25 protein-coding genes are annotated in these 23,463 nt (G+C 65.9%); 10 read left to right on the forward strand and 15 right to left on the reverse strand.

The features are described from left to right. The first annotated feature begins 245 nt into the window (after positions 1 to 245). On the forward strand, positions 246 to 524 hold the full coding sequence (locus QM841_RS33860; protein WP_283335276.1) for a hypothetical protein: 279 nt from the start codon (positions 246 to 248) through the stop codon (positions 522 to 524). A 448-nt stretch (positions 525 to 972) separates the two neighbouring features. Here the strand turns inward: QM841_RS33860 and QM841_RS33865 are convergent, their stop codons facing one another. The 3 genes from QM841_RS33865 to QM841_RS33875 all read right to left on the reverse strand — a co-directional run bounded on the left by QM841_RS33865 (position 973) and on the right by QM841_RS33875 (position 2,612). Next, on the reverse strand, positions 973 to 1,572 hold the full coding sequence (locus QM841_RS33865) for a VOC family protein (RefSeq protein WP_283335277.1): 600 nt from the start codon (positions 1,570 to 1,572) through the stop codon (positions 973 to 975). A 256-nt stretch (positions 1,573 to 1,828) separates the two neighbouring features. Further along, on the reverse strand, positions 1,829 to 2,011 hold the full coding sequence (locus QM841_RS33870) for a hypothetical protein (protein ID WP_283335278.1): 183 nt from the start codon (positions 2,009 to 2,011) through the stop codon (positions 1,829 to 1,831). A gap of 73 nt (positions 2,012 to 2,084) precedes the next feature. Beyond that, complete coding sequence (locus QM841_RS33875) at positions 2,085 to 2,612, reverse strand: Rv2253 family sensor-like surface protein (RefSeq protein ID WP_283335279.1); 528 nt, start codon at positions 2,610 to 2,612, stop codon at positions 2,085 to 2,087. Positions 2,613 to 3,650: 1,038 nt separating this feature from the next. Between QM841_RS33875 and QM841_RS33880 the strand changes: the two genes are divergently transcribed. Together QM841_RS33880 and QM841_RS33885 are read left to right on the forward strand one after the other, a co-directional pair. After that, complete coding sequence (locus QM841_RS33880; protein WP_283335280.1) at positions 3,651 to 4,523, forward strand: LLM class F420-dependent oxidoreductase; 873 nt, start codon at positions 3,651 to 3,653, stop codon at positions 4,521 to 4,523. 325 nt (positions 4,524 to 4,848) lie between these two features. Further along, positions 4,849 to 7,089 (forward strand): NADP-dependent isocitrate dehydrogenase, encoded by a 2,241-nt coding sequence (locus QM841_RS33885; RefSeq protein WP_283335282.1) that lies wholly within the window; start codon positions 4,849 to 4,851, stop codon positions 7,087 to 7,089. An 80-nt stretch (positions 7,090 to 7,169) separates the two neighbouring features. Here the strand turns inward: QM841_RS33885 and QM841_RS33890 are convergent, their stop codons facing one another. The 3 genes from QM841_RS33890 to QM841_RS33900 all read right to left on the reverse strand — a co-directional run bounded on the left by QM841_RS33890 (position 7,170) and on the right by QM841_RS33900 (position 9,509). Continuing rightward, a complete protein-coding gene (locus QM841_RS33890) occupies positions 7,170 to 7,802 on the reverse strand; it encodes a hypothetical protein (protein ID WP_283335283.1) in 633 nt (210 codons plus the stop codon). A 427-nt stretch (positions 7,803 to 8,229) separates the two neighbouring features. Further along, on the reverse strand, positions 8,230 to 8,511 hold the full coding sequence (locus tag QM841_RS33895; RefSeq protein WP_283335284.1) for a hypothetical protein: 282 nt from the start codon (positions 8,509 to 8,511) through the stop codon (positions 8,230 to 8,232). Between the two features lie 80 nt (positions 8,512 to 8,591). Then, the gene (locus QM841_RS33900) at positions 8,592 to 9,509 is read right to left on the reverse strand and encodes a helix-turn-helix transcriptional regulator (protein ID WP_283335285.1); all 918 of its coding nucleotides are present in this window, start codon (positions 9,507 to 9,509) and stop codon (positions 8,592 to 8,594) included. Positions 9,510 to 9,676: 167 nt separating this feature from the next. On the opposite strand from QM841_RS33900, the gene QM841_RS33905 reads away from it, so the two are divergent. The 4 genes from QM841_RS33905 to QM841_RS33920 are packed head-to-tail and all read left to right on the forward strand — an operon-like array spanning position 9,677 to position 13,726. Next, a complete protein-coding gene (locus QM841_RS33905; RefSeq protein WP_283335286.1) occupies positions 9,677 to 10,942 on the forward strand; it encodes an MFS transporter in 1,266 nt (421 codons plus the stop codon). Positions 10,943 to 10,975: 33 nt separating this feature from the next. Beyond that, complete coding sequence (locus QM841_RS33910; RefSeq protein ID WP_283335287.1) at positions 10,976 to 11,494, forward strand: cyclophilin-like fold protein; 519 nt, start codon at positions 10,976 to 10,978, stop codon at positions 11,492 to 11,494. A gap of 27 nt (positions 11,495 to 11,521) precedes the next feature. Further along, the gene (locus QM841_RS33915) at positions 11,522 to 12,547 is read left to right on the forward strand and encodes a zinc-dependent alcohol dehydrogenase family protein (RefSeq protein WP_283335288.1); all 1,026 of its coding nucleotides are present in this window, start codon (positions 11,522 to 11,524) and stop codon (positions 12,545 to 12,547) included. A 42-nt stretch (positions 12,548 to 12,589) separates the two neighbouring features. Next, positions 12,590 to 13,726, forward strand: coding sequence for an alpha/beta hydrolase (locus QM841_RS33920; RefSeq protein ID WP_283335289.1), 1,137 nt, complete (start codon positions 12,590 to 12,592; stop codon positions 13,724 to 13,726). A 944-nt stretch (positions 13,727 to 14,670) separates the two neighbouring features. On the opposite strand, the gene QM841_RS33925 is transcribed toward QM841_RS33920, so the two are convergent. Next, the gene (locus tag QM841_RS33925; protein WP_283335290.1) at positions 14,671 to 15,210 is read right to left on the reverse strand and encodes a hypothetical protein; all 540 of its coding nucleotides are present in this window, start codon (positions 15,208 to 15,210) and stop codon (positions 14,671 to 14,673) included. 258 nt (positions 15,211 to 15,468) lie between these two features. On the opposite strand from QM841_RS33925, the gene QM841_RS33930 reads away from it, so the two are divergent. Together QM841_RS33930 and dapA are read left to right on the forward strand one after the other, a co-directional pair. Further along, on the forward strand, positions 15,469 to 15,621 hold the full coding sequence (locus QM841_RS33930) for a hypothetical protein (protein WP_280780224.1): 153 nt from the start codon (positions 15,469 to 15,471) through the stop codon (positions 15,619 to 15,621). A gap of 54 nt (positions 15,622 to 15,675) precedes the next feature. Next, entirely contained in the window at positions 15,676 to 16,581 is a 906-nt protein-coding gene (gene dapA / locus QM841_RS33935; protein ID WP_105423806.1) for a 4-hydroxy-tetrahydrodipicolinate synthase, read from the forward strand. 29 nt (positions 16,582 to 16,610) lie between these two features. On the opposite strand, the gene QM841_RS33940 is transcribed toward dapA, so the two are convergent. The 5 genes from QM841_RS33940 to QM841_RS33960 form a co-directional block, all read right to left on the reverse strand. Beyond that, positions 16,611 to 17,246, reverse strand: a complete 636-nt coding sequence (locus QM841_RS33940; protein ID WP_283335291.1) for a GyrI-like domain-containing protein — start codon at positions 17,244 to 17,246, stop codon at positions 16,611 to 16,613. Between the two features lie 190 nt (positions 17,247 to 17,436). Next, a complete protein-coding gene (locus QM841_RS33945) occupies positions 17,437 to 17,844 on the reverse strand; it encodes a YciI family protein (RefSeq protein ID WP_283335292.1) in 408 nt (135 codons plus the stop codon). A 178-nt stretch (positions 17,845 to 18,022) separates the two neighbouring features. Continuing rightward, entirely contained in the window at positions 18,023 to 18,727 is a 705-nt protein-coding gene (locus tag QM841_RS33950; RefSeq protein ID WP_283335293.1) for a hypothetical protein, read from the reverse strand. Positions 18,728 to 18,821: 94 nt separating this feature from the next. Continuing rightward, on the reverse strand, positions 18,822 to 19,214 hold the full coding sequence (locus QM841_RS33955; RefSeq protein WP_283335294.1) for an NAD(P)/FAD-dependent oxidoreductase: 393 nt from the start codon (positions 19,212 to 19,214) through the stop codon (positions 18,822 to 18,824). Between the two features lie 243 nt (positions 19,215 to 19,457). Then, positions 19,458 to 19,607, reverse strand: coding sequence for a hypothetical protein (locus tag QM841_RS33960; RefSeq protein ID WP_198602318.1), 150 nt, complete (start codon positions 19,605 to 19,607; stop codon positions 19,458 to 19,460). Between the two features lie 339 nt (positions 19,608 to 19,946). Here QM841_RS33960 and QM841_RS33965 point away from each other — a divergent pair, with 339 nt between their 5' ends. Beyond that, on the forward strand, positions 19,947 to 20,831 hold the full coding sequence (locus QM841_RS33965) for a class I SAM-dependent methyltransferase (RefSeq protein ID WP_283335295.1): 885 nt from the start codon (positions 19,947 to 19,949) through the stop codon (positions 20,829 to 20,831). 265 nt (positions 20,832 to 21,096) lie between these two features. On the opposite strand, the gene QM841_RS33970 is transcribed toward QM841_RS33965, so the two are convergent. The 3 genes from QM841_RS33970 to QM841_RS33980 are packed head-to-tail and all read right to left on the reverse strand — an operon-like array spanning position 21,097 to position 23,270. Then, complete coding sequence (locus QM841_RS33970) at positions 21,097 to 21,720, reverse strand: cytochrome b (RefSeq protein ID WP_283335296.1); 624 nt, start codon at positions 21,718 to 21,720, stop codon at positions 21,097 to 21,099. Then, entirely contained in the window at positions 21,710 to 22,816 is a 1,107-nt protein-coding gene (locus QM841_RS33975) for a catalase family peroxidase (RefSeq protein WP_283335297.1), read from the reverse strand. Before QM841_RS33975 ends, QM841_RS33970 begins: the two co-directional genes overlap by 11 nt. Then, positions 22,809 to 23,270 (reverse strand): COG4315 family predicted lipoprotein, encoded by a 462-nt coding sequence (locus tag QM841_RS33980; RefSeq protein ID WP_283335298.1) that lies wholly within the window; start codon positions 23,268 to 23,270, stop codon positions 22,809 to 22,811. The genes QM841_RS33975 and QM841_RS33980 overlap by 8 nt, the downstream gene beginning before the upstream one ends. Positions 23,271 to 23,463 lie beyond the last annotated feature (193 nt).

Here is a 23,463-nt window from a genome sequence, read left to right on the forward strand (position 1 = left end):
AATTGTTTCTGTGAGAAGTTCAATTCTTCCACTACGACAGGGCATTTCGCCGTTACGACCCACCCACGGACTCGTCCAGATCGGTGCATCCAGGCTTATGGACCTTCGCCGGCCCGCGGTAGGCCGGAGTGCAACACCCGGCGGCAGTTCGGCGATATAGCTGACGGGGGATTGGTTGTGCTCGTGGGTCCGGTGATCGATACCGGCACCCGTGACGGGCGTCGTGTGGAGTGGAAGGAATGAGAATGCTCGGGACGGGTACGGGTGCGATGGTTGGCCTACTGGTGGTTGCGCTGCTGGTGGTCCCCGTCTCGTTCGCTGTGGCGGCACGGGCGGATGCAAAGGCCCGCCGCCTCTCGGAGGCGCAGCCGTCCGACGCGGACCTGGGGCGAGCGGTCGCGGTCGCGGAAGTGGCTGGTCGGTTTGATCAGTGGCGGCAGCTCGCAACGCGCGCGTGGCTGATCTGCGGCGGCGCCTCGCTGGTTGCAGTCGTGGTCGTGGGTGTACTCGTCTGTATCGGGTAAGGGCGGCGCGGACCGGACTGCGCGATTCCGGTTCGGGGCTGTCCAGCTTCCGTGTCTCCGGAACCTCTCGACTGCCGTGACATGCGCGTCCCGGGATCGTCCGGGAGTGCGGTGGGCCCTCTGTAAGCCGAAGCGGCCCGGTCGGAGTGTTCTCCGCTCCGGCCGGGCCTCGCCGGGACGTGCAACAGGACGCCACCGCGCTCTGCATCGGACGACTGGGTCCGCGCCGGTGTGCCTGGTGGTTTGCCTGGCTGCCAATGCCTTCTCGGGCGTCGGAGATGGCATCGGCGACCGGTACTCGGTCTGTACTGGCGTGAGGAAATGCTAGATCGGCCGGCCGGTCGCATCGCGGGGATGTGATCCACGCCACACAGTTTTCCGTGTCGACCGAACTGGGCCGGTGACGATGAGGCACCGGCCCCAACTCGCGCCCGAGGACTTCTCCGATTCACACTGTTTGCCAAGTGAAGCCGTCGGGGTCAGTGAAGGGTTCGGCGTCGCCGCTGATGACGATCCGGTGGGCGCCGGTGCCGTCGGGGGAGACGCCGGCGTCCTTCGCGAGGGCGCGGCGCCCGTAGAGCGCGAGCTTGACGTTCGGGCCGGTGGCGAACTCGACGTACTTGCGACCGAAGCTTCTTGTCACTTCCAGTCCGTGGTCGAGGTAGAACTGCTTGCTTGCTTTGACGTCTTCGACGCCGAGCAGCAGGACGAGGTCCTCGATGTGCCGGGTCGCCGGCCCCGTGTTCTTCTTCGACGATGTCGCGACCTTCCAGAGCGCTCCGTCGGGACCCTGCAGGACACCGCCGTACCCCCACAGGCTCTTCTTGACTGGTTTGATTGTGGTGCCGCCATTTTCGAGGGCAGCCCCGACGTAGGCGTCGACGATGTTCGGCTGGGACATGACGAGCGAGAGGGTGTAACCGCGGAAGCCGGTGGTCGGTGCGTCCGTGTCGCGGGCACTGATGTGTTCATCGAGGCCGAGGGCCGCGTGGAAGGCTTTCGCGGTGGTGGGGTCGGGGGTTTCGAGGGCGAGGGATTCGATGTTCATGCGAGTGACGTTAATGTCGCCCGCGGGCAGTCGCTTCTCGATTCCTGATCAGTCTGCTCCATGGTTGCTCTGTGCGTGAGTGCACCACGGGTGCGTGCGCGACTCCGTCTTCCTGGCGCAGGCGAAGTGGCGGCCGTAGCGGAAGTGGAGTACTTGCGGACCGTCTCGAACTCGGCAGGTCCCACAGGCCCGGCATGCGAAGGCAGTCAGGCGACGCGGGAAACGAAAAATGTAACGCATCTGCGTGTGAATCAGATCACATGTGTGCGTGGTTGCTGAAACTGCGCGACCGCTCACGGCGGCGCCCCATTAGAAGCGACGAAGGCAGAATTCTCATGGCGACACCCTCGACTCCGACGATTTCCGTGTCCACACCTCGCACGCTGAGGCGGCCCAGCGCGATGAGCACCGCCGAAATCAAGGCGAGAATCGAAGCCATGTACGCCGACGATCGCCGGCCCGACACTCCGACTGCTCGCTGACACACTTCCGGTGGAGCACGGTCGCGGCGGCTATGAACTGCTGCCGAATGGTCCGGGCGGCGTCGCGACGGGGTAGGCCGCGACGTCCATGATCACCGAGCCCTCGCACGGGCCACTGTCGATGTCGGTACGCCAGGAACCGGTCAGCGTTCCGTCTGGTTGCGGTGTGTAGTACGCAACCGAGTGCGCCGGTGCCCACACCTTCGGCACCCCCTCGCCCTGGTAGCAGTCCCACTCCCAGTCGTAGGTGTGGACCCAGCTGGTCCCGTCCCAGGTGTACTGCGGCGGTAGCGGCAGTGTCGGGTTGGCTGGTGTGGGCCCATCTGTCACGGTGGCCACGCAGGTGTCGTCCGCGCAACTGGTCTCGAATGTGTACGTATCGGCGAAGTCGGGCTCCCACTGCCGCGCGGCCAAGCTCGTACCGTCCTTCGTCGCGGCGAAGCGCTTCACCGAGTACTCGCCCGACCAGGACGGCTGCGTCGGTGCCGCCCCCGCGGGCATGGCCGCGAAGACCGTCCCGGACGCAATCAACGCGACAACCAGCAGTGATTTGCGCATGACGAGATTGAATCACAGGTATCGGCGGTGTCCGGGGTGATAGACGGCTCGGGTCTGTCGTATGTGAATGCAAGGATGGGTGCATGAGTTCTTGTGGATGGCGACGCCCGCTTCGGCGGGCGAGGGATGCGGTGCTCCAATCGCCGCCCCGGTCCGTCCTCAATCGGGGGTAGCGGGCTGGGGCGCATGAGCGCTGAAAGCCACCGCCTTGTCCCGTACCGATGCACATTCTCCTGTCTGGGTTCGTCTTCGCCGTGGCGAACTTGCCGTTGAACCGTGGCACGCCGACTGCCATGACGTCTGCGACCTCCCTGAGCGGATTCAGGGAGGTCGGGCCTGGTTGCTCGCAACGAAGTGCTTCTGGGCTTTCGCGTACACGGGCACCGGGATTTGCTCGTGCACGCTGTGCCACGACGGTGAGGGCCATGCTCGTGATCTGCGTCGCGAGCGTCGCCGTACCGCTCGCAACCTCGCGGAGGGGTATCGCCGGTGGGATGCCGGTGACACTACGGCTTTCGACGACATCGTTGTCGCGCATCGCAGACGGGATTGGTGGAAGTGATCACTAGCGCAGTCGTGTTCGGTGCTGGTGCCGGCGCGGGCCTGGACGCAGCCCGGACGGGTGTTAGTCGTTGGCGCACGGCTGTTTCGCGTTCGTGATCGGCTCGACGCATCCGTATCCAGGACTGTGCGGCGGCCCGGGCGCAGTCGTTGCGGGCGGCGAGGGCGACAATGCGGTGGGCTCGATCCCGAGGATCTGTCGAACAGGGCGCGGATCGCTCGACATTCTTCCAATACGGTCGAATTCGCCTGCAGGTGGACGCCATTCGGGGTGGTAGCGAGGAGGAGATCCTTGTGGATAGGAGATCCGCGCCCCTCATCCGTGCAACTCGCTGCGAGAGTACAAGATCGAGCACGTCGCACACCGCGGACCGTCCACAGCCACAGGACACCGCGACCCTCTACCAGTCGGTCAGGTGGCCAAGGTGGTACTGACGATCCCTGGGTAGTCGTAGGCAACAAGCCTAACGTGGGGCTATGGAACTTGGACTGCACATCGCCGACTTCACCTTTCCGGACGGACCGTCGACCCTCGCGCACGACTTGTCTCGCATTGCCGTCACCGCCGAGGACGTGGGTTTCGCCAAGATCAGCGTCATGGATCATCTCTGGCAGATCGAACCGGTAGGACCGATCGACACCGAGATGCTCGAGGCCTACACCACTCTCGGCTACCTCGCTGCCGTCACGAAGAAGGTGGACTTGCTGGCCTGGGTCACCGCGACTGTCTACCGCGAGCCAGGCCTTCTCGCCAAGGCTGTGACCACGCTCGACGTCCTGTCCAAGGGTCGGGCATACCTGGGAATCGGCGCCGCCTGGAACGAGGACGAGAGTGTGGGACTCGGGCTCCACTTCCCGCCCACGGCCGAACGCTTCGAACGACTGGAGGAAACTCTGCAGATCTGCCTGCAGATGTGGAGCGAGAACGACGGACCGTTCGAGGGAGCGCACTACCAGCTCGGCCGCACGCTGAATGTGCCGCAGCCGCTGCGGCGCCCACACCCGCCGATTTTGATCGGCGGCGGGGGTGAGAAGAAGACGCTTCGGCTGGTCGCGCAGTACGCACAGGCCTGCAACCTGTTCGGTGGACCCGAGGTCGCGCACAAGCTGGAGGTGTTGAAGAGCCACTGCGACGCTCTCGGAACCGACTATGACGCCATCGAGAAGACCGTGATGTTCCCACTCGACCCGGGTGCGGGCGGACAGAACGTGGACACACTGTTGGGTCAGCTCGAGGACTTGTCGAAGCTGGGAGTCACCCACGTTCACGGATGGGTGCCGGACGTCGCGTCGATCACGCCCCTCGAGATCTTGGGCGAGCGCGTGGTTCCGGTGATCGCGGACTGGTGATCCCTCCGGCGCACGGATCGCCTGATCCGGTCGTCCGCGGTAGCGCCGCCAGGCCTCGGTGGAGTGCATGGTGGCGAAGCTTCGGAGAGGCCGATGGTGGACGGAAACTGGACGTCGAGGCGCGCAGCCTGGTCCCGGCGAACGCGACCGATGGGCACGTGAACCGCGGAGTGTTCGCATGGTGAACCAAAGTGGTCGAAGTGAATCAAAATCGGGCGCTTGAATATGCTCTGATGATGTCGCACCTAACCTGGACTCGACGCGAGACCGATAGCCTCACGAGGAGCCTATCGACCTCGGAACGAACTGACGCGGGAGAACAACCATGAGCGCCGATAAGCATCCAACCATCATCTACACGCTGACCGACGAGGCGCCGTTACTCGCGACCTACGCCTTCCTGCCGATCGTGCGCACCTTCGCCGGTGCCGCAGGCATCGAGGTCGAGTCCAGCGACATTTCGGTACCGGCGCGGATCCTGGCCGAGTTCCCCGACCGCCTCACCGAAGAGCAGCGCGTCCCGGACAACTTGGCTGAGCTGGGTCGGCTGACGCAACTGCCCGAGACCAACATCATCAAGCTGCCGAACATCAGCGCGTCTGTGCCGCAGCTCCTGGCCGCCATCAAGGAACTGCAGGGCAAGGGCTACCAGATTCCGGACTTTCCGGAAGCCCCCAAGACCGACGAGGAACGCGATATCCGGCAGCGCTACGGCAGGATCCTCGGCAGTGCGGTCAACCCGGTCCTGCGTGAGGGCAACTCCGACCGCCGCGCACCCCGGGCGGTGAAGGAGTACGTCCGCAAGCACCCGCACAGCATGGGTGAGTGGTCGATGGCCTCGCGCAGCCACGTCGCGCACATGCGGCACGGCGACTTCTACCACGGCGAGAAGTCGATGACACTGGACCGGCAGCGCACGGTCCGGATGGAGTTGGTGACCAAGAGCGGCGAGACGATCGTCCTCAAGGAGGGGCTGACCCTGGGCGAGGGCGACATCATGGACAGCATGTTCATGAGCAAGAAGGCCTTGCTCGACTTCTACGAGGAGCAGATGGAGGATGCGCGCAAGACGGGCGTGATGTTCTCCCTCCACGTCAAGGCGACGATGATGAAGGTTTCACACCCCATCGTCTTCGGTCACGCGGTGAAGACCTTCTACAAGGACGCCTTCGCCAAGCATCAGAAGCTGTTCGACGAACTGGGCGTGAACGTCAACAACGGCCTCGTCGATCTCTACGACAAGATCGAGACACTGCCGAGCACGCAGCGCGAGGAGATCATTCAGGACCTGCACGACTGCCATGAGCACCGTCCGGAGTTGGCCATGGTCGACTCCGCTCGCGGCATCTCGAACTTCCATTCGCCCAGCGACGTCATCGTGGACGCCTCGATGCCCGCGATGATCCGCTCGGGCGGCATGATGTACGGCGCAGACGGGCGACTCAAGGATGCCAAGGCGGTGATGCCGGAGTCCACGTTCGCGCGCATCTATCAGGAGATCATCAACTTCTGTAAGACCAACGGCGCGTTCGACCCGACGACCATGGGCACCGTCCCCAACGTCGGGCTCATGGCGCAGAAGGCCGAGGAGTACGGCTCGCACGACAAGACCTTCGAGATTCCGGAGGACGGCGACGCCAACTTCGTGGATGTCGAGACCGGTGAGGTGCTTCTCACCCAGCACGTCGAGGCTGGTGACATCTGGCGCATGTGCACCGTCAAGGACGCGCCGATCCGCGACTGGGTCAAGCTCGCGGTCACCCGGGCACGCAACTCCGGCATGCCGGTCCTGTTCTGGCTCGACCCGTACCGCCCGCACGAGAACGAGCTGATCAAGAAGGTCGAGCTGTACCTGCAGGACCATGACACCGAGGGCCTCGACATCCAGATCATGTCGCAGGTGCGCTCGATGCGGTACACGCTGGAGCGGCTGATCCGCGGGATGGACACCATCGCCGCGACCGGCAACATCCTGCGCGACTACCTCACCGACCTGTTCCCGATCCTGGAACTCGGCACGAGCGCCAAGATGCTGTCGATCGTGCCGCTGATGGCCGGCGGTGGCATGTACGAGACGGGCGCCGGTGGGTCGGCGCCCAAGCACGTCAAGCAGCTTGTGGAGGAGAATCACCTGCGATGGGATTCGCTCGGTGAGTTCCTGGCGCTGGCCGTCAGCCTCGAGGACCTCGGCATCAAGACCGGCAACGAGCACGCCAAGATCCTGGCCAAGACGCTCGACGCGGCGACCGGCAAGCTGCTGGACGAGAACAAGAACCCGTCGCGCAAGACCGGCGAGCTCGACAACCGGGGCAGCCAGTTCTACCTCGCGTTGTACTGGGCACAGGAACTCGCCGCGCAGACCGAGGACAAGGAACTGGCGGAACGTTTCGCCACGCTTGCCGAGGCGTTGACCGAAAACGAGGAGACCATCGTGCGGGAGCTCATTGAGGTGCAGGGCTCGCCGGTTGACATCGGCGGCTACTACCAGCCGGACAGCGAGAAGGCCGACGCCGCGATGAGGCCGAGCAAGACTTTGAACACCACGCTGGCGGCCGCGCAACAGTGAGCCCGAACCGCTGAACCGCCGGTTCGGCACCTGTGCACGGGTCGAACACTGGTGCGGGGCAGGGCCCTGGCCCTTGTGGGTCAGGGCCGCCCCTCCAGCGACCCTGTGACCGCCAGGTCGTCGAGCAGCCCCAAAAATGCCCGGGCACAGGGGAGGTCGGCAGTGGCCCCCGCCACGGTGGGCCAGTCGACCTGCTCGCGCAATGCGCGGGCGACCGGCAGCATCGGCACGAAATCACACCGATGGGAACCGAGACGACGGAGTTTGTCGATCATCAGATCGGTTCCGCTGAGGACCGGTGCCCAGATCTGCCCGATCCGCATCGTCTCGGCACGCTCGAGGAGTCCCTCCCCGGTCCCGGTGGTAGAGGCCGGATGCAGCAGGGTGACCCGGAGGTCACTGCCGACGAGCCGTCGTGACCCGAGTCGGGAGGAAACGATGGACCGCATCCCACCCGCAGCCAACGCGGTCCGTGCCTCGGTCAGGTGTTCGTCCGAGGCGATGATGGTCACCTGGTGCTCGGCTGGCGGTCCGCCGCGAGCGTGGACGGCGCAGTCCCCGCCGACCGCGAACGGCACGTCAGCGGCCGAGAGGATGTTCACCGCCCGCCCCAGCGTCCGCATCAGCTGGGCTTCGCGGGCCGCGACTATCCGAACGGTGGGGTAATCCTCCGCCCGTGGGGAACACTGGCGCGGCGGATGCTCGGTGGTCATGACCGGTGGATACCCGGCGTCGCAGACCTCAACCGTGCCATGGGTCGTCTCGCTTCACGGAGAGCGGCCACGGGAAGTAGATCGACGGATCTTCGTGAGGGGCGCGTCCGCCTGCGAGCTTGTCACCGCAGGTGGCGATAGGGTTCCTGCCGATGGCTACGTCGGTGGCGCGGTTCTTCGCCTCCACCGAAGCTGCTAGTCGGATTGGTTGAGGGTGTCCATGATGCGGTCGTGAATCCAGGTTTCGAGCTTTTGGCCGGCGGCGTGGGCGGCATCGTGGGCGCGGGCTTGGAGAAAGCTGACGCAACGGTGTCACGACGGCATCGTTGGCCGAGGTACCTGCGCCGTAATCGACACCTTTGCCGGAGCCAGCGCAACGTGTTGATGAGGTGGATGGGGTCCGGCCGTGTCCCCTTGCACCCACTGGTTACGCCGACTCTGCGCCGACGGTGGTGCGGAACGGGCCGGGTCGGGCATGGAGGTTCCAGAGCCGATCGGCCAGGGCGTCGGGGGCGTAGAGCGGGTCGCCACCACCGATCGCGCCGGGGGTGATGAGCTGTTTGACGTGAGTGTTCTGGGGTGTGAGGGCCTCGTGGAGCATTGCGCCGTAGTCGGTTTCATCGGCGAGTGCGGTCGAGGTGCCCGCGACGTCGCCGTTCGGTGTTGCGGCGCTGGAACCGTTACCGTGAATCCCTCCCGCCCGAAGCATCGGGCCGTCGCCGCGCCGAGCCCGGGTCCGGGGCCGATGATTGCAATGGTCGTTTTCGACAGGATGGAGTCGCCGAAGCGTTATTCGCCGGTGGTGTGGGCCGGATGGTCGGCTGATGCGGTGGGGGTGAGGTTGGTGGCGGCCCAGTTGGCGAGCAGGGTCATGGCGTCGGCCGACGGGCTGCCGGGTTCGACGCTGTAGAGGGTCAGGACCAGGCCAGGGTCGGCGGGCAGCGGCATTGTTTCGTAGTCGATGGTGATGTCGCCGACGACGGGGTGGTGGAAGGTCTTGGTGCCGGTGTAGTGCAGGCGCACATTGTGTTTGGCCCAGCGGACCCGGAATTCATCGCTGCGGGTGGATAATTCACCGACGAGGTCGGAGATGCCGCGGTCGTACGGGTCGCGGCCGGCGTCGGTGCGCAACAGATTGACCGCGCCGTCGGCCATCTGGTCCCAATCGGGATAGAACTCGCGGGCACGGGGGTCGAGGAAGCAGAAGCGGACGAAGTTGACCGCCTTGCTGGGATCGGGGTGCAGTTGGTCCGGGTAGAGGGGCGAATAGAAGGCGTAGGCGAGCTGGTTCGCGGCGACGAGGTCGTGGCGGGCGTTGCGTACGAATGCGGGCCCGGTGTAGCCGTCGAGGAGTCGCTGCACCATCGGCCGCACCGCCTTGGTGCGGCGTGAGCGGACTCGTTGCGGGCTGCTGAGGGCGCTGCGGTGCAGGTCGAACAGATGGGAGCGTTCGGCGTCGTCGAGTTCGAGGGCACGCGCGATGGCGTCGAGCACGGATTCGGAGATGCCGTTGACCTTGCCGCGTTCGATCTGGGTGTAGTAGTCGACCGAGAGCCCGGCCAGGGTGGCGACCTCTTGGCGGCGCAGCCCGGGGACACGGCGCTTGGCGGCGTCGTAGACCGGCAGACCGACGTGCTCGGGGGTGATCTTGGCCCGCCGTGACGAAAGGAATTGGCCGATCTCGGCGACTCGGTTGGTGGACTCCATACAACCGAGGCTACGACCTTCGCGTCGGCGGTTGCCAGGTGCTGTGAGGGGGGTGCTGGCAGCACCCCCTAATCTTCGCCTCCCACGCGAGCGGTTAGCGGCGTTGCATGGATGCTGCGAGCACGGAGGTGCTCTGCGACCGAATCCTTCGATATCGACGAGGTGACATGACCACGCAAACAGCTGTCCAACCGAGCACCAGCACCAGCACTGGCCTGCCTGTGCTGGTGTATGTGCTGGCGGCCGGGATCTTCCTGATGGGCACGACCGAGTTCATGGTCGCCGGACTGTTGCCCGACGTCGCCGCGGATCTGGGTGTGGATATCGCCCGGGCCGGGTTGCTGGTCACGGCGTTTGCGGTCGGCATGATCATCGGCCCGCCGGTGATGGCGCTTGCCACGCTGCGGTTGCCCGCCCGGGCGACCTTGATCGGGGCGCTGATGGTGTTTTCCGCCGGGCATGTGGTGGCGGCAGTCAGCGATTCGTTCACCGTCGTCACCGCCTCCCGCGTCCTCACCGCGCTGGCGACGGGCACGTTCTGGGCGACCGGTGCGGTGGTGGCGGCCGCGGTCGCCGGACCGGGGGCGAGCGCGCGGGCATTGGCGGTGCTCTCGGGTGGGTTGAGCCTGGCTGTTGTCGCCGGTGTCCCGTTGGGCACCTTCGCCGGCCAGTTCACCGGGTGGCGGGGCCCGTTCTGGATGCTGGCAGTGCTGGCGGTTCCGGCGATCGTCGCTGTTCTTCGGTTCGCTCCGGGCACCGCGACCGGGAACGCGGTGAGTGTGTCGGCGGGTTCGGAGATCTCGGCAGTGCGGCCGTGGCGGGTGTGGGCGGTGCTGGGTGCGATCATGCTGGCGCAGGCCGGGTTCCTCGGCGCCTACAGCTTCATCAGCCCGCTGCTGACCGACCGCGCCGGCATCTCCGCCGCACTGGTGCCGCTGGTACTCGTCGGTTTCGGTGTCGGTGCCCTGGTGGGGACCGCGCTGGCCGGTCGGATCGGCGACCGGTGGCCGCTGGCGACCATCGCCGCGGCGGTAGCACTGACCTCGGTTCTGCTGCTCGTCCTGGCAGCGACCGCAGGCCACGGGGCGATCGTGGTGGGTCTGATCATCGTCCTGGGTGCCTCCGGGCTCGGGGCGAACCCGGTGCTGATTGCCCAGACCATGCGATTCGCCGGAGATGGCTCCCGGCTGGCGTCGTCGCTGGCGACCGCGGCCTTCAACCTCGGCACCGCCGCCGGAACGGCGTTAGCCGCGACCACCTTGTCGACGTCACTGGGTGTGGTCGGGCCGGCGGTCCTCGGCGCCGCGATCACGGCCACCGCGCTGATACCGATCGCACTGCTGGCGACCACCCGGGCGCGTCCTGCCGCCGGCAACCCGCCGCCCCGACCCACCCACGAGGAGACGCTGCGGGTCCCCACGTCCGTGAGCTAGAGCGTGGCTGAACACCGCTACAGGAGAAAAACCATGCGCCCCATGATCACCGGGCTGGTCGTCCTCGCGACAGCCGTCACCGCCGTCGCCGGGCTCACCGCCTGCGAGAGCACAACGGACTCGGCAGAAAACAGTGCGCCGTCGGCGTCACCGACCGCGCAACCTGCGACGTCGCAACCTGGTCAGGAAGGACCGTTCACGCAGATTCGGTTGAGGATCGGCGCCTCGGAGGCGACCGCACGACTCTACGACAACGCCACGGCACGAGACTTCGCATCCCTGATACCGGTGACGATCACCCTGCACGACCTCGGCGGCCGCGAGAAGGCCGGACCGCTGCCTCGCGAGCTCGCCGATAGTCGGGGCCAGAGCAGCTACCGGACCGGGCAACTCGGCTACTGGGCACCCACCAATGACCTGGCCATCTACTACCGCGACGACGGTTTCACGATTCCCGATCCCGGGATCGTGATGATCGGCGAGATCGACACCGGACTCGACGCCATCACCGACGCCGACGGCAACGGCACCCTCACCATCACCGCCGCCTGATCACCCCAACGACCGAAGAGGACCACCATGCGTGGAGTAGTGATGTATGCCCCCGGCGATGTTCGCGTCGTCGAGCGGGAAGACCCGAAGATCATCGAGCCGACCGACGCGATCATCCGGATCACCGCGACCTGCATCTGCGGATCCGACCTGTGGCCGTACCGGGGTGTGGAACCGGTCGATCACACCCTGATGGGACACGAGTACGTCGGCGTCGTGGAGGAAATCGGTGCCGCCGTGCAGACCGTGTCGGTCGGTGATTTCGTCGTCGGGTCGTTCGCCGTCTCCGACAACACCTGCGAGATCTGCCGCGCCGGCTACCAATCCCGTTGCCTGCACGGCTCCTTCGTCGCCGGAGACATCGGCACCCAGGCAGAGAAGGCCCGCATCCCGTACGCCGACGGAACGCTGGTGGCGACGCCCGGTCAGCCGGAGATGGACCTGGTTCCCTCGCTGCTGGCGGCCTCGGATGTCCTTGGGACGGGCTGGTTCGCCGCCGTCGCCGCCGAGGCCGGACCCGGTAAGACCGTGGCCGTGGTCGGTGACGGTGCCGTCGGCCTGATGGGTGTGCTCGCCGCCCAACAGCTCGGCGCCGAACGGATCATCGCCATGTCCCGGCACGCCGACCGCCAAGGGTTGGCCCGCCAGTTCGGTGCCACCGACATCGTGGAATCCCGCGGCGACGAGGGTGTCGCCGCGATCAAGGAACTCACCGGCGGGCTCGGCGCACACAGCGTCATCGAAGCCGTCGGCACCGAGGAGTCGATGCTGCAGGCCATCCGCTCGACCCGGCCCGGCGGGCACGTCGGCTACGTCGGCGTCTCCCACGACGGTGTCACCCTGCCCGCCAACCAACTGTTCTTCGCCGAAGTGCACTTGATGGGCGGCCCCGCACCGGTCCGCCGCTTCCTGCCGGAGCTGATCGACCTGATCTGGCGCCGCGAAATCGATCCCGGCAAGGTCTTCGACCTCACCCTCCCGCTGGACCAGGCGGCCGAGGGCTACCAGGCGATGCACGAGCGCCGCGCCATCAAAACCCTGCTCACCCTCTGACCTCCCGCCCCCAACTCACTCACACACACCAGGAGTGCCGCAATGACCAACACCAGAACCACCGCGCGGCGAGGCCATAGCCGCTGGAGCAGGATCGCCGGCGCCGGGGTTGCCACGCTCGCCGTCCTGGCCGCCTCAGCCTGCTCCGCCACCGACTCGAACACCTCCTCAGCGGCTCCTGCCTCGCCGGTCGCGAACCCGGCCTCCGGGGATCTGTCTAACGGTGCCGACAACTTCTACACCAGTGACCAGGTCACCATGGAGAAGGTGACGTTCACGAACCAGTACCGGATGGACGTCTCCGGCAACCTGTTCGTCCCCAAGAACCTCGCCGCCGGCACCCTCGCAGCCGCCATGGTCGTCGGCCACCCCATGGGCGCGGTCAAGGAGCAGAGCGCCAACCTCTACGCCACCAAAATGGCCGAGCAAGGTTTCGTGACGCTCTCGCTGGACCTGGCGTTCTGGGGCGGCAGCGCGGGTGAACCCCGCAACGCCGTCGCCCCCGACCTCTACACCGAAAACTTCTCCGCCGGCGTGGACTTCCTGCGCACCCAGGACAACGTCGATCCCGAACGCATCGGCGCGCTCGGCATCTGCGGCAGCGGCAGCTTCGTCATCTCCGCCGCCAAGATCGACCCCCGCATCAAGGCCGTCGCCACGGTCAGCATGTACGACATGGGCGGCGCCAACCGCAACGGGCTGGGCCACTCCGTCACCCCCGAGCAGCGCCAGGCGATCCTCGCCCAAGCCGCTACGCAGCGTGATGTCGAATTCACCGGCGGCCCTGTCGAATACACCAGCGGAACCGTCCGCGAACTGGCCGCGGACTCGACTCCCATCGAACGCGAGTTCTACGACTTCTACCGCACCCAGCGCGGCGCATTCACCCCCGAAGGCACCACCCCGGACCTGACTACGCACCCGACGCTGTCGAGCAACGCGAAGTTCATGAATTTCTACCCCTTCAACGACATCGAGACCATCTCGCCGCGCCCGATGCTGTTCGTCACCGGCGAAAACGCCCACTCCCGCGAGTTCAGCGAAGAGGCCTACCGCCTCGCCGGTGACCGCAAGGAACTGGTGATCGTGCCCGGCGCCGGGCACGTCGACCTCTACGACCGCACTGAACTGATCCCGTTCGACAAGCTGACCGAGTTCTACACCCAGAACCTCACCTAACGGCATGCGGGCAGCGACCGGCAACCCGGTTTGAGTGTTCTTACCCCACAAGAGGACCCACGGGTATGCCAGCGTGCACCGACTATGCACGCCGGCATACCCGGTTCAACTGTCAACCTCGACGAGCGATGCCCGGACACCACGACAACCAAGAGGGCGTAACACAACTCCGCGCTCTCGCGGCGACAAGGCCGCACAGCGCCGCGAGCATGCGAAACCGCATAGGAGGGCACCGACGGAAGGACACCGATGATCGGGAACAGAAGTCACGACAACCACGATCGAGCAGGAACCATCGCGATCGGGCTCGCCATCGCGATCACCGCCATCCTGACCTACCTGGATTCACTGATCTATTGACCGCTCGGAACCGCCCCCGTCACGACGCGAGCCGTAACGGAGGATGGTGTCCGTCTACTGGAAGTACGTCCCAACCTCCCGCGCTCCCTTAGCGTTGATGGTTGGAGCAGCAACACGAGATCGGAGCGTTGCTAGACAGCAGGCGTGCAATGCCCGAGCGCATCTACGACCGCACAATCGCCGAGGACCTGAATCCAGTGTTCGACGGCGACGGTGCCTCGGAGCTGGTCTGCGGGCTGGTCCGGTTCACCCTGGGCGCTCGCACCAACTGGCACGCCCACGGCAACGGGCAGCTGCCACCACGTGGCTGGAGCCGGTCACCGCGGAGCAGTACGCCGCTGCGCACACTGCTGCAGGGGTGGAGTGATAGCGATCAGCGACGACACGAAGCGCATACACGATCAGTTGGCGGGCTTGATCGGAAAATTTCTCGAACGTCATTGACACTCCTTCGCGGACTGCATCCCGTGACTGACGGGAGTGGGTTCACTGGATCGGTCAATGTGTGGAGAGGTGGCAGGTCCCCGGGCGGCCCCGTCCCTGTCTGCGCCGCGTTCGGGTGTGTTGTGTTGTGCTGATGGCGGTTAGCTGCCGAAGATGGTGCCGAGATCGTCGACGTCGGGGGCGTCGCCGGCGGCAGGGGGCGCGGGATCCTCGCCGGCGACGGCAACGGTGACGACCGTGGAGGCTTGTTGGACGGTGAACTCCGTGCCGGGCCATTGTGCCAGGTAGTCCTCGATTCCGGGGTAGTCGGAGATCCACATGGCCGGGTCGGTATCGGTGCGCGAGCAAGAGGCCAGTGCGACGTAGGAGCCGTCCGGAACGTCCATCACCGACTGGGTTGTCGTCCCCGGTTGAACCTCGCCTGTCTCGTACAGTGATTGACCGGCGCTGAGGACGTCGCGGACGGGTGGCAGCACCCTGTCGGGGGCAGGTGCGAGAGAAGTTCCGCAGCCGATGATGGTGCCGCTGTTGTTGGTGATGGTGTTGGTGACAGTCGATCCGTCAACAGTGAAGGCGAAGATGACGTCGGTGGTTTCGGCCGCTGATGCCGGCGCGGCCGCTGCGACTGCCAGTGGGATGGTGGCCGCGGCAAGGAGGGTGGTACGGGCACTCATGGGCATGCGGTGTCCTATTCGTCGGTGTGATGAGTAGTGATGTGTGCATCCTGCAGCAGAAACCGACCGACTGGCATTGTTTCCGTGAGTTTGGTGAACCGGTGGACTTCGTTGTTGTCGACGGTCACCGCCCGGTTGTGCTGGCGACGTCAATGTCTCATTGGCTCTGCGTAATTCGGAATTGCCGATGGTGCTGGAATCAGGACGGACCGTGGGACGCATTAATGGGTCACCCGGTGCGGATTTCCTGGAGACTGTTCAGTCATGACCGATCAACTGCACGCCGACCTCATAGAACGTCTGGGTCGGGCTGTCGCCCGTGCCGCGATGGATGGTGACCCCCTGTTCGGCACCGTCGAGGTCACCATCGCCGAGCTGACTGAGCTGCTCGAACGCCGAATCCCTCCCGGTGAATGACCGGGGGAGATCTGGTCTGGGCTGACGCGCGTTCGTCGCGCATACACTAGGGCGATGACCGATTCGTCAGCGCCGGTGGCTCCGTTCGGGCGCGTTCTTACAGCGATGGCTACGGCGTTCACCGTGGATGGCGAGATCGATGAGGAGGCGACTGCTCGGATCGCCTTACATCTGGTCGATCATGGGCACGACGGCCTTGTCGTCTCGGGGACGACCGGTGAGGCGGCCACTACTACCACCGCCGAGGACGGTCGGATCTTGCAAGTGGTCAAGGATGCGGTGGGCGACCGCGCAAAAATCGTTGCCGGAGTAGGAACGAACGACACACGGCACACACTGGAATTGGCGAGGCAGGCTGTCATGCACGGGGCTGACGGGCTGCTGCTGGTGACGCCGTATTACAACAAGCCGAGCCAGGGCGGTGTACTGCAGCACTTTCGGTACGTCGTGGAGGCAGTCGATGCTCCTGTCATGGTCTACGACATTCCCGGCCGGGCCGGTACCAAGCTGGCGCCGTCGACGTTCGAGACGATGGCGGAGTGGCCGTCCGTGGTGGCGGTGAAGGATGCCGCTGGAGATCCCACTCAGGCGATCATGTTGCGCGAATTGGGCTATGCGGTCTACTCGGGAGACGACAGCCTCACGCTGGGTTTCCTGGCGTATGGGGCGTGCGGGGTCGTCTCGGTTCTCGGTCACGTGGCAGGTGACGAGATCCGCACGATGATCGACGCCTTCTTCTCGGGGGAGGTCGAAACCGCACGGGAGATCAATGCCCGCCTGCAGCCGGCGTTGCGTGCGGTCATGGGTGTCCCCAATTACGGCGCGACGACGGTCAAGGGGGCACTGCAGTTGCTCGGTGTGCTGCAGAACAGAACCGTGCGGTCCCCGCTCCTTGCCCTCGACGACGGCGAGTACGAGGCGTTACGGACGGGGCTGCTCGCTTCGGGTTTGCTGCACTGACCGAGCAGTGCACGGGGTCGCCGTGGTTGTCAGGTGCCGGAGGCGGCACGGGTGGCGACTGGTTGTCTGAGGATGGTGCGTTGCTTCTCGGGCGCGATCCTGCGGAAGTCGTTGAGGTAAATCTCGTGGTGCTTGCCGGACACACGTAGTCCGTTGCTGGGGATGAAATCGTCATGCAGTTGTGCGAGCACGGCTGCTTCGTCGTCGAAGGAGCCGGCGTGCAGTGTCTGCACACACCGCCCTTCGCTCAAATCCGCGAGTCGGACATCGTCGAGGCGTACCGGGCGGTTCTTGGCACCGGCCTGGTCGACCGCGGTGGCAAACATGGCCTGGTCGACCCACTTCGGGGTCATGATCATCATCGTCCAGTCCCATCGCGACTTGTCCCGCACCGTGGTGAAGGAGTCCATGTCATCGGCCCACCACAAGCCCTCCAGCGGAGGAACGACATAGTCGCGGCCGAGGTCACGCTTGCTGGCGAACTTCAGCTTGTATGCGAGGGGGTAGAGAGCTTCGACGGCGTCGCTGAATGCCGGTGAGGTGTTGGGGTCGCCGTGACCGTCGATCATGAGGTATTGCAGGTCGGGCACATCCACGATCCGGAACTCGCCTCGGGGGGACTGGTAGGCGGCGAGGGTCTTCTTGAAGTCGGTCTTGTCCGTCATCGGGCACCTGGACTCGCGTAGCGAGCCACCACCTTTCTGCCTCCAAGAGGCTCGACGAAGAGAAGAACACCTCACGCGCCGAGCTGCGAGGGTGTGCGGTTCCGTCTCGCCCAACCTCGGCCGCCGCGGGGCGGAGTCCGCGGCGGCCGAGGTTGGGCGAGCACCTTCGGGGTACTGGCGGAGGAGGGGGTCAGTCGGTGATCGTGGGCGGCTCGGTGAGGAAAGGGCGCACTTCGAGCCACTCATGGATCGGCTTCCCTCCCGCCCCCGGAGCAGCGGAGAGCTCTCCTGCCAGCTCGATGGCGCGTTCGTAGCTGTCGACGTCGATCATCATCCAGCCGGCGATGAGGTCCTTGGTCTCGGCGAAGGGGCCGTCGGTGACCGGTGGCCGCCCCTCGCCGTCGTAGCGGACGAACATTCCGTCGGGGGCGAGCGCTTGACCGTCGACGAACTCGCCCGTGCCTTCGAGTCGGTCTGCGAAGTCTTGCATGTACTGGATGTGGGCCGAGATCTCCTCCGGCGCCCACTGGTCCATCGGCACATCGTTGACCGCAGCCGGGGCGCCGCGGTAGTGCTTGAGCAGAAGATACTTACCCATTGTGTTTCTCCTCGGTGGTGGTGCGGCCCATTCTGGTCGCGTTCACTGTGGAGACGGAGCCAGTCAAGATTTCTCGACACGCCGCCCGAAGAATCTTTTGGGTCTCGTCCGAACCGGGGGCGGAGGCCTGTAGTTGCGTAGCCGGGCGCGTCGTGCACAGCGCTCGCGGCACAGGACCTCACAGTGTCGGCCGGTCGAGCGGACGTCGCAGTGGCGCGAGTGCGCCGGCGTCCCGTAACCGGCCGTACACGCGGACAATCGTGTCGATGTCGCCCGGTGCTGCAATGTGCAGCAGCACGCCGCCGTCCAGCGTGTCCTGACGGACCGCCCCCGGGCCATCGGGTACCAGGACTGCGCGGGCCGCGGACAGATAGCCGAACCGGCCGACGACAGGATCGCCGACGGTGAACCCGGCGCCGTCTTCGAGCGCATCGAGAATGTCGTCGTCGCTGACGTCACCGAAGTCCGGTTCCCACACCGACGCAAGCATTGCGAGCAGTTCGGATTCGCGGACGATGGCGCCGTCGGGCGCGTCGACCGTCATCACCAGTGACTGAAGGAGAAACTGTGGGGCACCACCCGCAACGCCGGACAGTTCGACCGCCCACCCGTCCGCACCGGTGTGTATCAGTCGCAATCCGGTCCCCGTCAGATCCGACCACGCCTCAGCGCCCTGCGCGTCCAGGAGTACCGCTGTCAGGTCGTCCGGCGCACAGGCGGTGTCCGGTCCCGACGCGTGAACCTGCCGCCACTCGCCTCGCACCGGTGGCGCAGCCGCCGGCAGCAGTTCCGTGACGTGCTCCAACGTCTGCCGCCACCGTCCTGCCAGCGTTTCGACCGGCTCCGGCCGCGGCCCCCAGAAGGCCCGTACGACGCGTCGCATTCGAATATGTCCTCCCTCTCGATCCCTACGGTCATCCGTGCGTCCCGGGCGGGATCAGCGTCCGCAACGAACCGTGGTGCACCTGATTCTGTCATCAGATGCGTCCTGCCAACTGGAACGGAAGCATCGATTCCGGGATGTGACGGCTGGTAACAATGTCGGCGATCCCTTCAGCTGTGGCAGGTGCCACGGTGACACCCAACATGCCGTGGCCGGCGGCGATGTAGAGGCCGCGGTGACCGGGAACCGGGCCGATGAACGGCAAGCTGTCGGGTGTGGCGGGTCGTAATCCGGCTCTGCCGGAACGAATGTCGACATTCGTGTCGGGGGCCCATCCTGCCAAGTACGGGTGCACCTGGTCCACGAGGCGTCGGATCCGCCGCTCGGGAACCCGCTCGTCGCGGGCAGGTAATTCGAATGCGCCGGCGATGCGTATCGCGTCGTGGTATGGGCTCAGTGCGGACCCTCGACGTACCGGCACTGGCACCGCGCCCCCGTAGCCTGCCGGTCGTCTTCCGAGGTGCGGGCCCCCCCGACGTCTCCGTAGTGCGTGACAACTGGTCGGCCGGTTGTTCTATGGCTGCCAGTGCTGCACGTTTTCGAGTGGAAGCGCGTATTCGCATCCTCCGATGCCGAGTTCGCCAAGAAGTTGTGCGACGCGCGGCGGGGGATCGGACGGACAGGTCATGCTGTGTTCATCCGATCCCCTCGTCGGCGGGGGCGAGCTTCGTCAGTTCGTGACTGCGGGGCGGGTGGGCCTGCGGTCGTCGGCGAACATGGCCTCGATCCTCGACTTGATCTCCGCGGTGCTCATGGTGCCGCTGCGCCGGGGCGTCTGCCGTCCGGTGGGAGTCGTCGGGGCAATCGAGGGTGTCGCCATGTGTCCTGCTTTCGTCGGATACCGATATGTGTGCCTCGCGGTCACGGTTGTGATCTGGTTCACATCGTGGCCGACTATGTTGTACACCACATGTTCGGTCCCGTGCCACTCGGCCTGGTCACCTCGGCGGTGGCCGGGAACGCGACCGAGCGGGTGCGAGGTCGGCGAATCGGCTCCGGCTGATTGCGATGGCCCGAGCGTAGAATTGCGCGGGTTCGGTCGATCACGCTGGGCCCGGATTTCGGTGAGGCCTTACCGAACTTCTCCGGCCTCGTCGCCGATCTGCTCTGCTCGGTAGTCGGCTCCGAATTGCGACGAGATCGGGAGGGTACTTCAGCGATGCGAACCGATGGAGACAGTTGGGACATCGTCAGTAGCGTGGGCCTGACCGCGTTGGGAGTGGCGACATTTCGGGCGTTGGAGACAGTCCGCCCCGACGCGTTGATTCAGGACGACTACGCGCGGTTGTTCGTCGAAGCGGCGGGTGAACCACATTTCACCGGGCTGTTGGCCGACCCGTCGTTACTCGGGGACATGCCGTTCTCGGGCTTCATGGGTGCTCGGACCAGATTCTTCGATGAGTTCTTCTCGTCAGCCACGGGCGCGGGGGTTTCGCAGGCGGTGATCCTCGCGGCCGGGTTGGACGCACGGGCATATCGCTTGGACTGGCCGACCGGCACGACGGTCTTCGAGGTCGACCAACCGCAGGTGCTGGAATTCAAAGAGGATGTCCTCGCCGATCATGGGGCCAGGGCGACGGCTGATCGTCGCCCGGTGGCCGTCGATCTGCGGGACGACTGGCCTGCCGCCCTCGAAGCCGCAGGCTTCGACCCTGGTAAGCCGACCGCGTGGTCGGTGGAGGGCCTGCTGGCTTACCTCCCGGGCGCGGCGCACGACGCGCTGTTCGAGCGGATCGACCAACTGTCCAGCTCCGGCAGCCACCTTGCCGTGGACAACTTCGCGGCGGGAACCGATATGCAACGCTTCGACGCCATCAGAGCGAAGTATTTCGCCGAGAATCCGTTCGGCGACCTCGACATCTCCGAGCTGTTCTACGGTGACGAGCGGGCCGATCCGGTGCAGTGGTTGACCGGGCACGGCTGGTCGGTGCGGCGGTCCAATTCGCTCGAGCTGGCGGCCTCCTACGGGCGGCCGGTTCCGGATCTCCCTGAAGAACTTGTCGATCTGTCGAAGCGATCGACGTACCTGACGGCGGTCAAGTAGCCACTGCCCAGCTTGCAGCGATGAACCGCAGGGGCGAGCCATTGCGGTGGACCGCCATCCGCGCGTACATTGGTAGTTGCGGATCGAGAGAGTAATCGGCAACGGTGAAACACTCGAGAAGCAGAGATCCGGCCGAGAATGTGAGAGCATTCCCGGCCGAACCCCTGTCTGGGGCATTTTCCCGCTCACCGACCTGGTGCTTTATCACGCGGTCGGCACGAGTCGCACGCCGGTCTCAGCACCGGTGCTGTGAGCATCACTATTCTCAATCCTGCTCTGCAGCAACGTCATCGACGATCCGCGCCGATGCCAGTCGGGAAGTGGTAGGCGAAGACTTTCGGCGAGTGCGCCACGGCGCCATCCGGTCGAGGAGCCTGTCGTTCAGGACCAGCACATGGAAGAGGACGGCGGACATGTGTGCGGTGAAGGTGAAGAACAGCAGGTAGGCGAATGCGGTGTGAGCTTGTCTCGACAACGCGTAGACGCTGGGAGCTGGTGCAAGCAGCGTGGGCAGGTGCAGATGCTGGTAGAGGATGATCGGGTAGCCACCGGCCGAGAGCATGGCCCACCCGGTGAGTGGCTGGATCACGAGCAGCCCGTAGAGCAGGTACTCCGACGCGGTTGCGACCCGGCGCTCGACCGGTCTCATGGAGGCGGGTGGTGCGGGCGTGCGGCACACCAGCCGGTTGCCGATGCGGACGATCACCAGCGCGAGGATTGCGGCGCCCACCTGGACGTGCACCGAGCGCAGCAGGTGGTAGCGGTCGAGGGTCGTCACCATGACGGCGCCGATGAGCAGTTGTGCGATCACCATGACCGCCATCGCCCAATGCAGCAACCGGACGGTCGCCGCGAACCGGAGTGGGCGGTCGGTCGGGTCAGCGGTCATCGCGCACCCCATCCACGTCAACGAGCGCCGGTGTTTTCGGCTCCCCGGACCGGCGGGTGAACGATTCGGTGTAGACCGCGGACCGGGCGCTGAGCAGGGGATCGTCCGAGGGTGCAATGCCCGTTGGGAGGATGAGCGGGTCGAAGTTGAGGTCCCGCGCGTTGTGCGGCGCTTCGGTCCGGACCGCCTCGATGGTCACGGTGCCGACGTCGAGGACCTGCCGGGTCGGCGGCCACGGCCGGGTGGCGTCGTCGGTCCGATCGCCTGGTTGACCGATCGTGAGCAACATCCGCCACCGCAGCGGCCCACGCGAGACTGCCGCGGTGAGGGCGTCGAAGAGGTGATCGCGCCCCGGCAGCGGCGGCAGGCCGGGGGAGCGGACCGGTCGCGCGGGGACCAGTGTCCACCGCACCGCAACCGTGACTCCGGTGTCGTTGGTGCAATGGAAGGCATTGAGACCGTAGAAGGTGCTGTTGTCGAACCCGGAGGTCGGTGGATGCTGTCGGATGAGGTTCATCGCCGCCGCGGTCTCGGGATGGCGGGAAAGAAACGCCGCCATGCGATCCGGATCGGGCTTGCCGGTGGCCGGGTCCGTTTTCGATGCGAGCAACCGCTCGTAGAAGCCGTCTGGTGTCCGGTCGGGGAACACCGGGGTGTTGATCATCGCGGTGCGCCACTGCTCGCCATCGGGGAGGTCGAACGCCAACCCCAGCCCGCGGACCGTGGCGTCGGCGTCCGGAGTGGACGGATTCCCGCCCGAGAGTGAGAACCGACCGGTCACCGGCATCCGGCCGGCCCGGAAAACGCTGGCCGTGGAAACTCCGGACCCGGCACCGGTGGCGGTGAAGTATCCGGTCGCACTGACTCCTTTGGCGTGATTGCGCCGGAACCCGACGTGATGCCCGGAGACCTCCTCGAACCGGTCGGTCAACCGTGCCGGGGTCAAATCGTCGGCGTCCAGTGTCCCCGCCGCGCAGAGGAACCCGCCGACGTCCACTGCCGCGATGGCGCCCACCGCGGCCAGGCCGAGCAGCGCACTGCGGCGACTGACGGCCGGGCGCGGCGCCTGATCCGGGGGTGTGGTGGCGTCATCCATGGGCGGAGTCGACCGTCACCACGTGCCAGGTTCCCTTGACGCCGTCGCCGCCCGTCTGCCCGGGGGCGGTGTCTTTCGCGAACCGGTACAGCGGGTGGCCGTCGTAGGTGATCTGCTCGGTTCCGTCCGGCCGCGTCGTGGCACCCGCGCGGGCGGCGAGGGTGGCGTCGGGCCGGGGTGCACCGACGAGCGAGGGCGGCCAGATCTCGGCGCACGGGCCGGTGCACCGGATGGTGCCCGGGGTGTCCTCGTCGAATCGGTAGAGCGTGAATCCGTCTCCGTCGGTGAGCACGGTGCCGAGAGCGGTCTCCCGGGTGCCGAGTTCCACCTGCCCCGCGGTGGACGCAGACGGCTGCACCTGGGGCGGAGTGTCGTCGGTGGCGGTGCCGCACGCCGACATCATCGCGATCGTGCCGGCGGCGCCGGCCGCCGCAAGAATCGATTTCTTCAACATCGTTTCGGGTCTCCATTCGTTCGTTCCGTATGCTGGATCGTTCGGCGCTGGGGAGTACGGATGGTCGGCGACCCACGTTCAGCGGCCCCCGCGCACCCGAGTGGCAGAATTCGAGATGAACGCCGCGCCGCCCACGCCCGTACTCCTCGGTGGGTGTCGGGCGAGCCGACGCCGTATCCGGTGTTCGGGAGGT

This window comes from Rhodococcus sp. IEGM 1307, from assembly GCF_030056915.1.
Taxonomy (GTDB): domain Bacteria; phylum Actinomycetota; class Actinomycetes; order Mycobacteriales; family Mycobacteriaceae; genus Rhodococcus_F; species Rhodococcus_F opacus_D.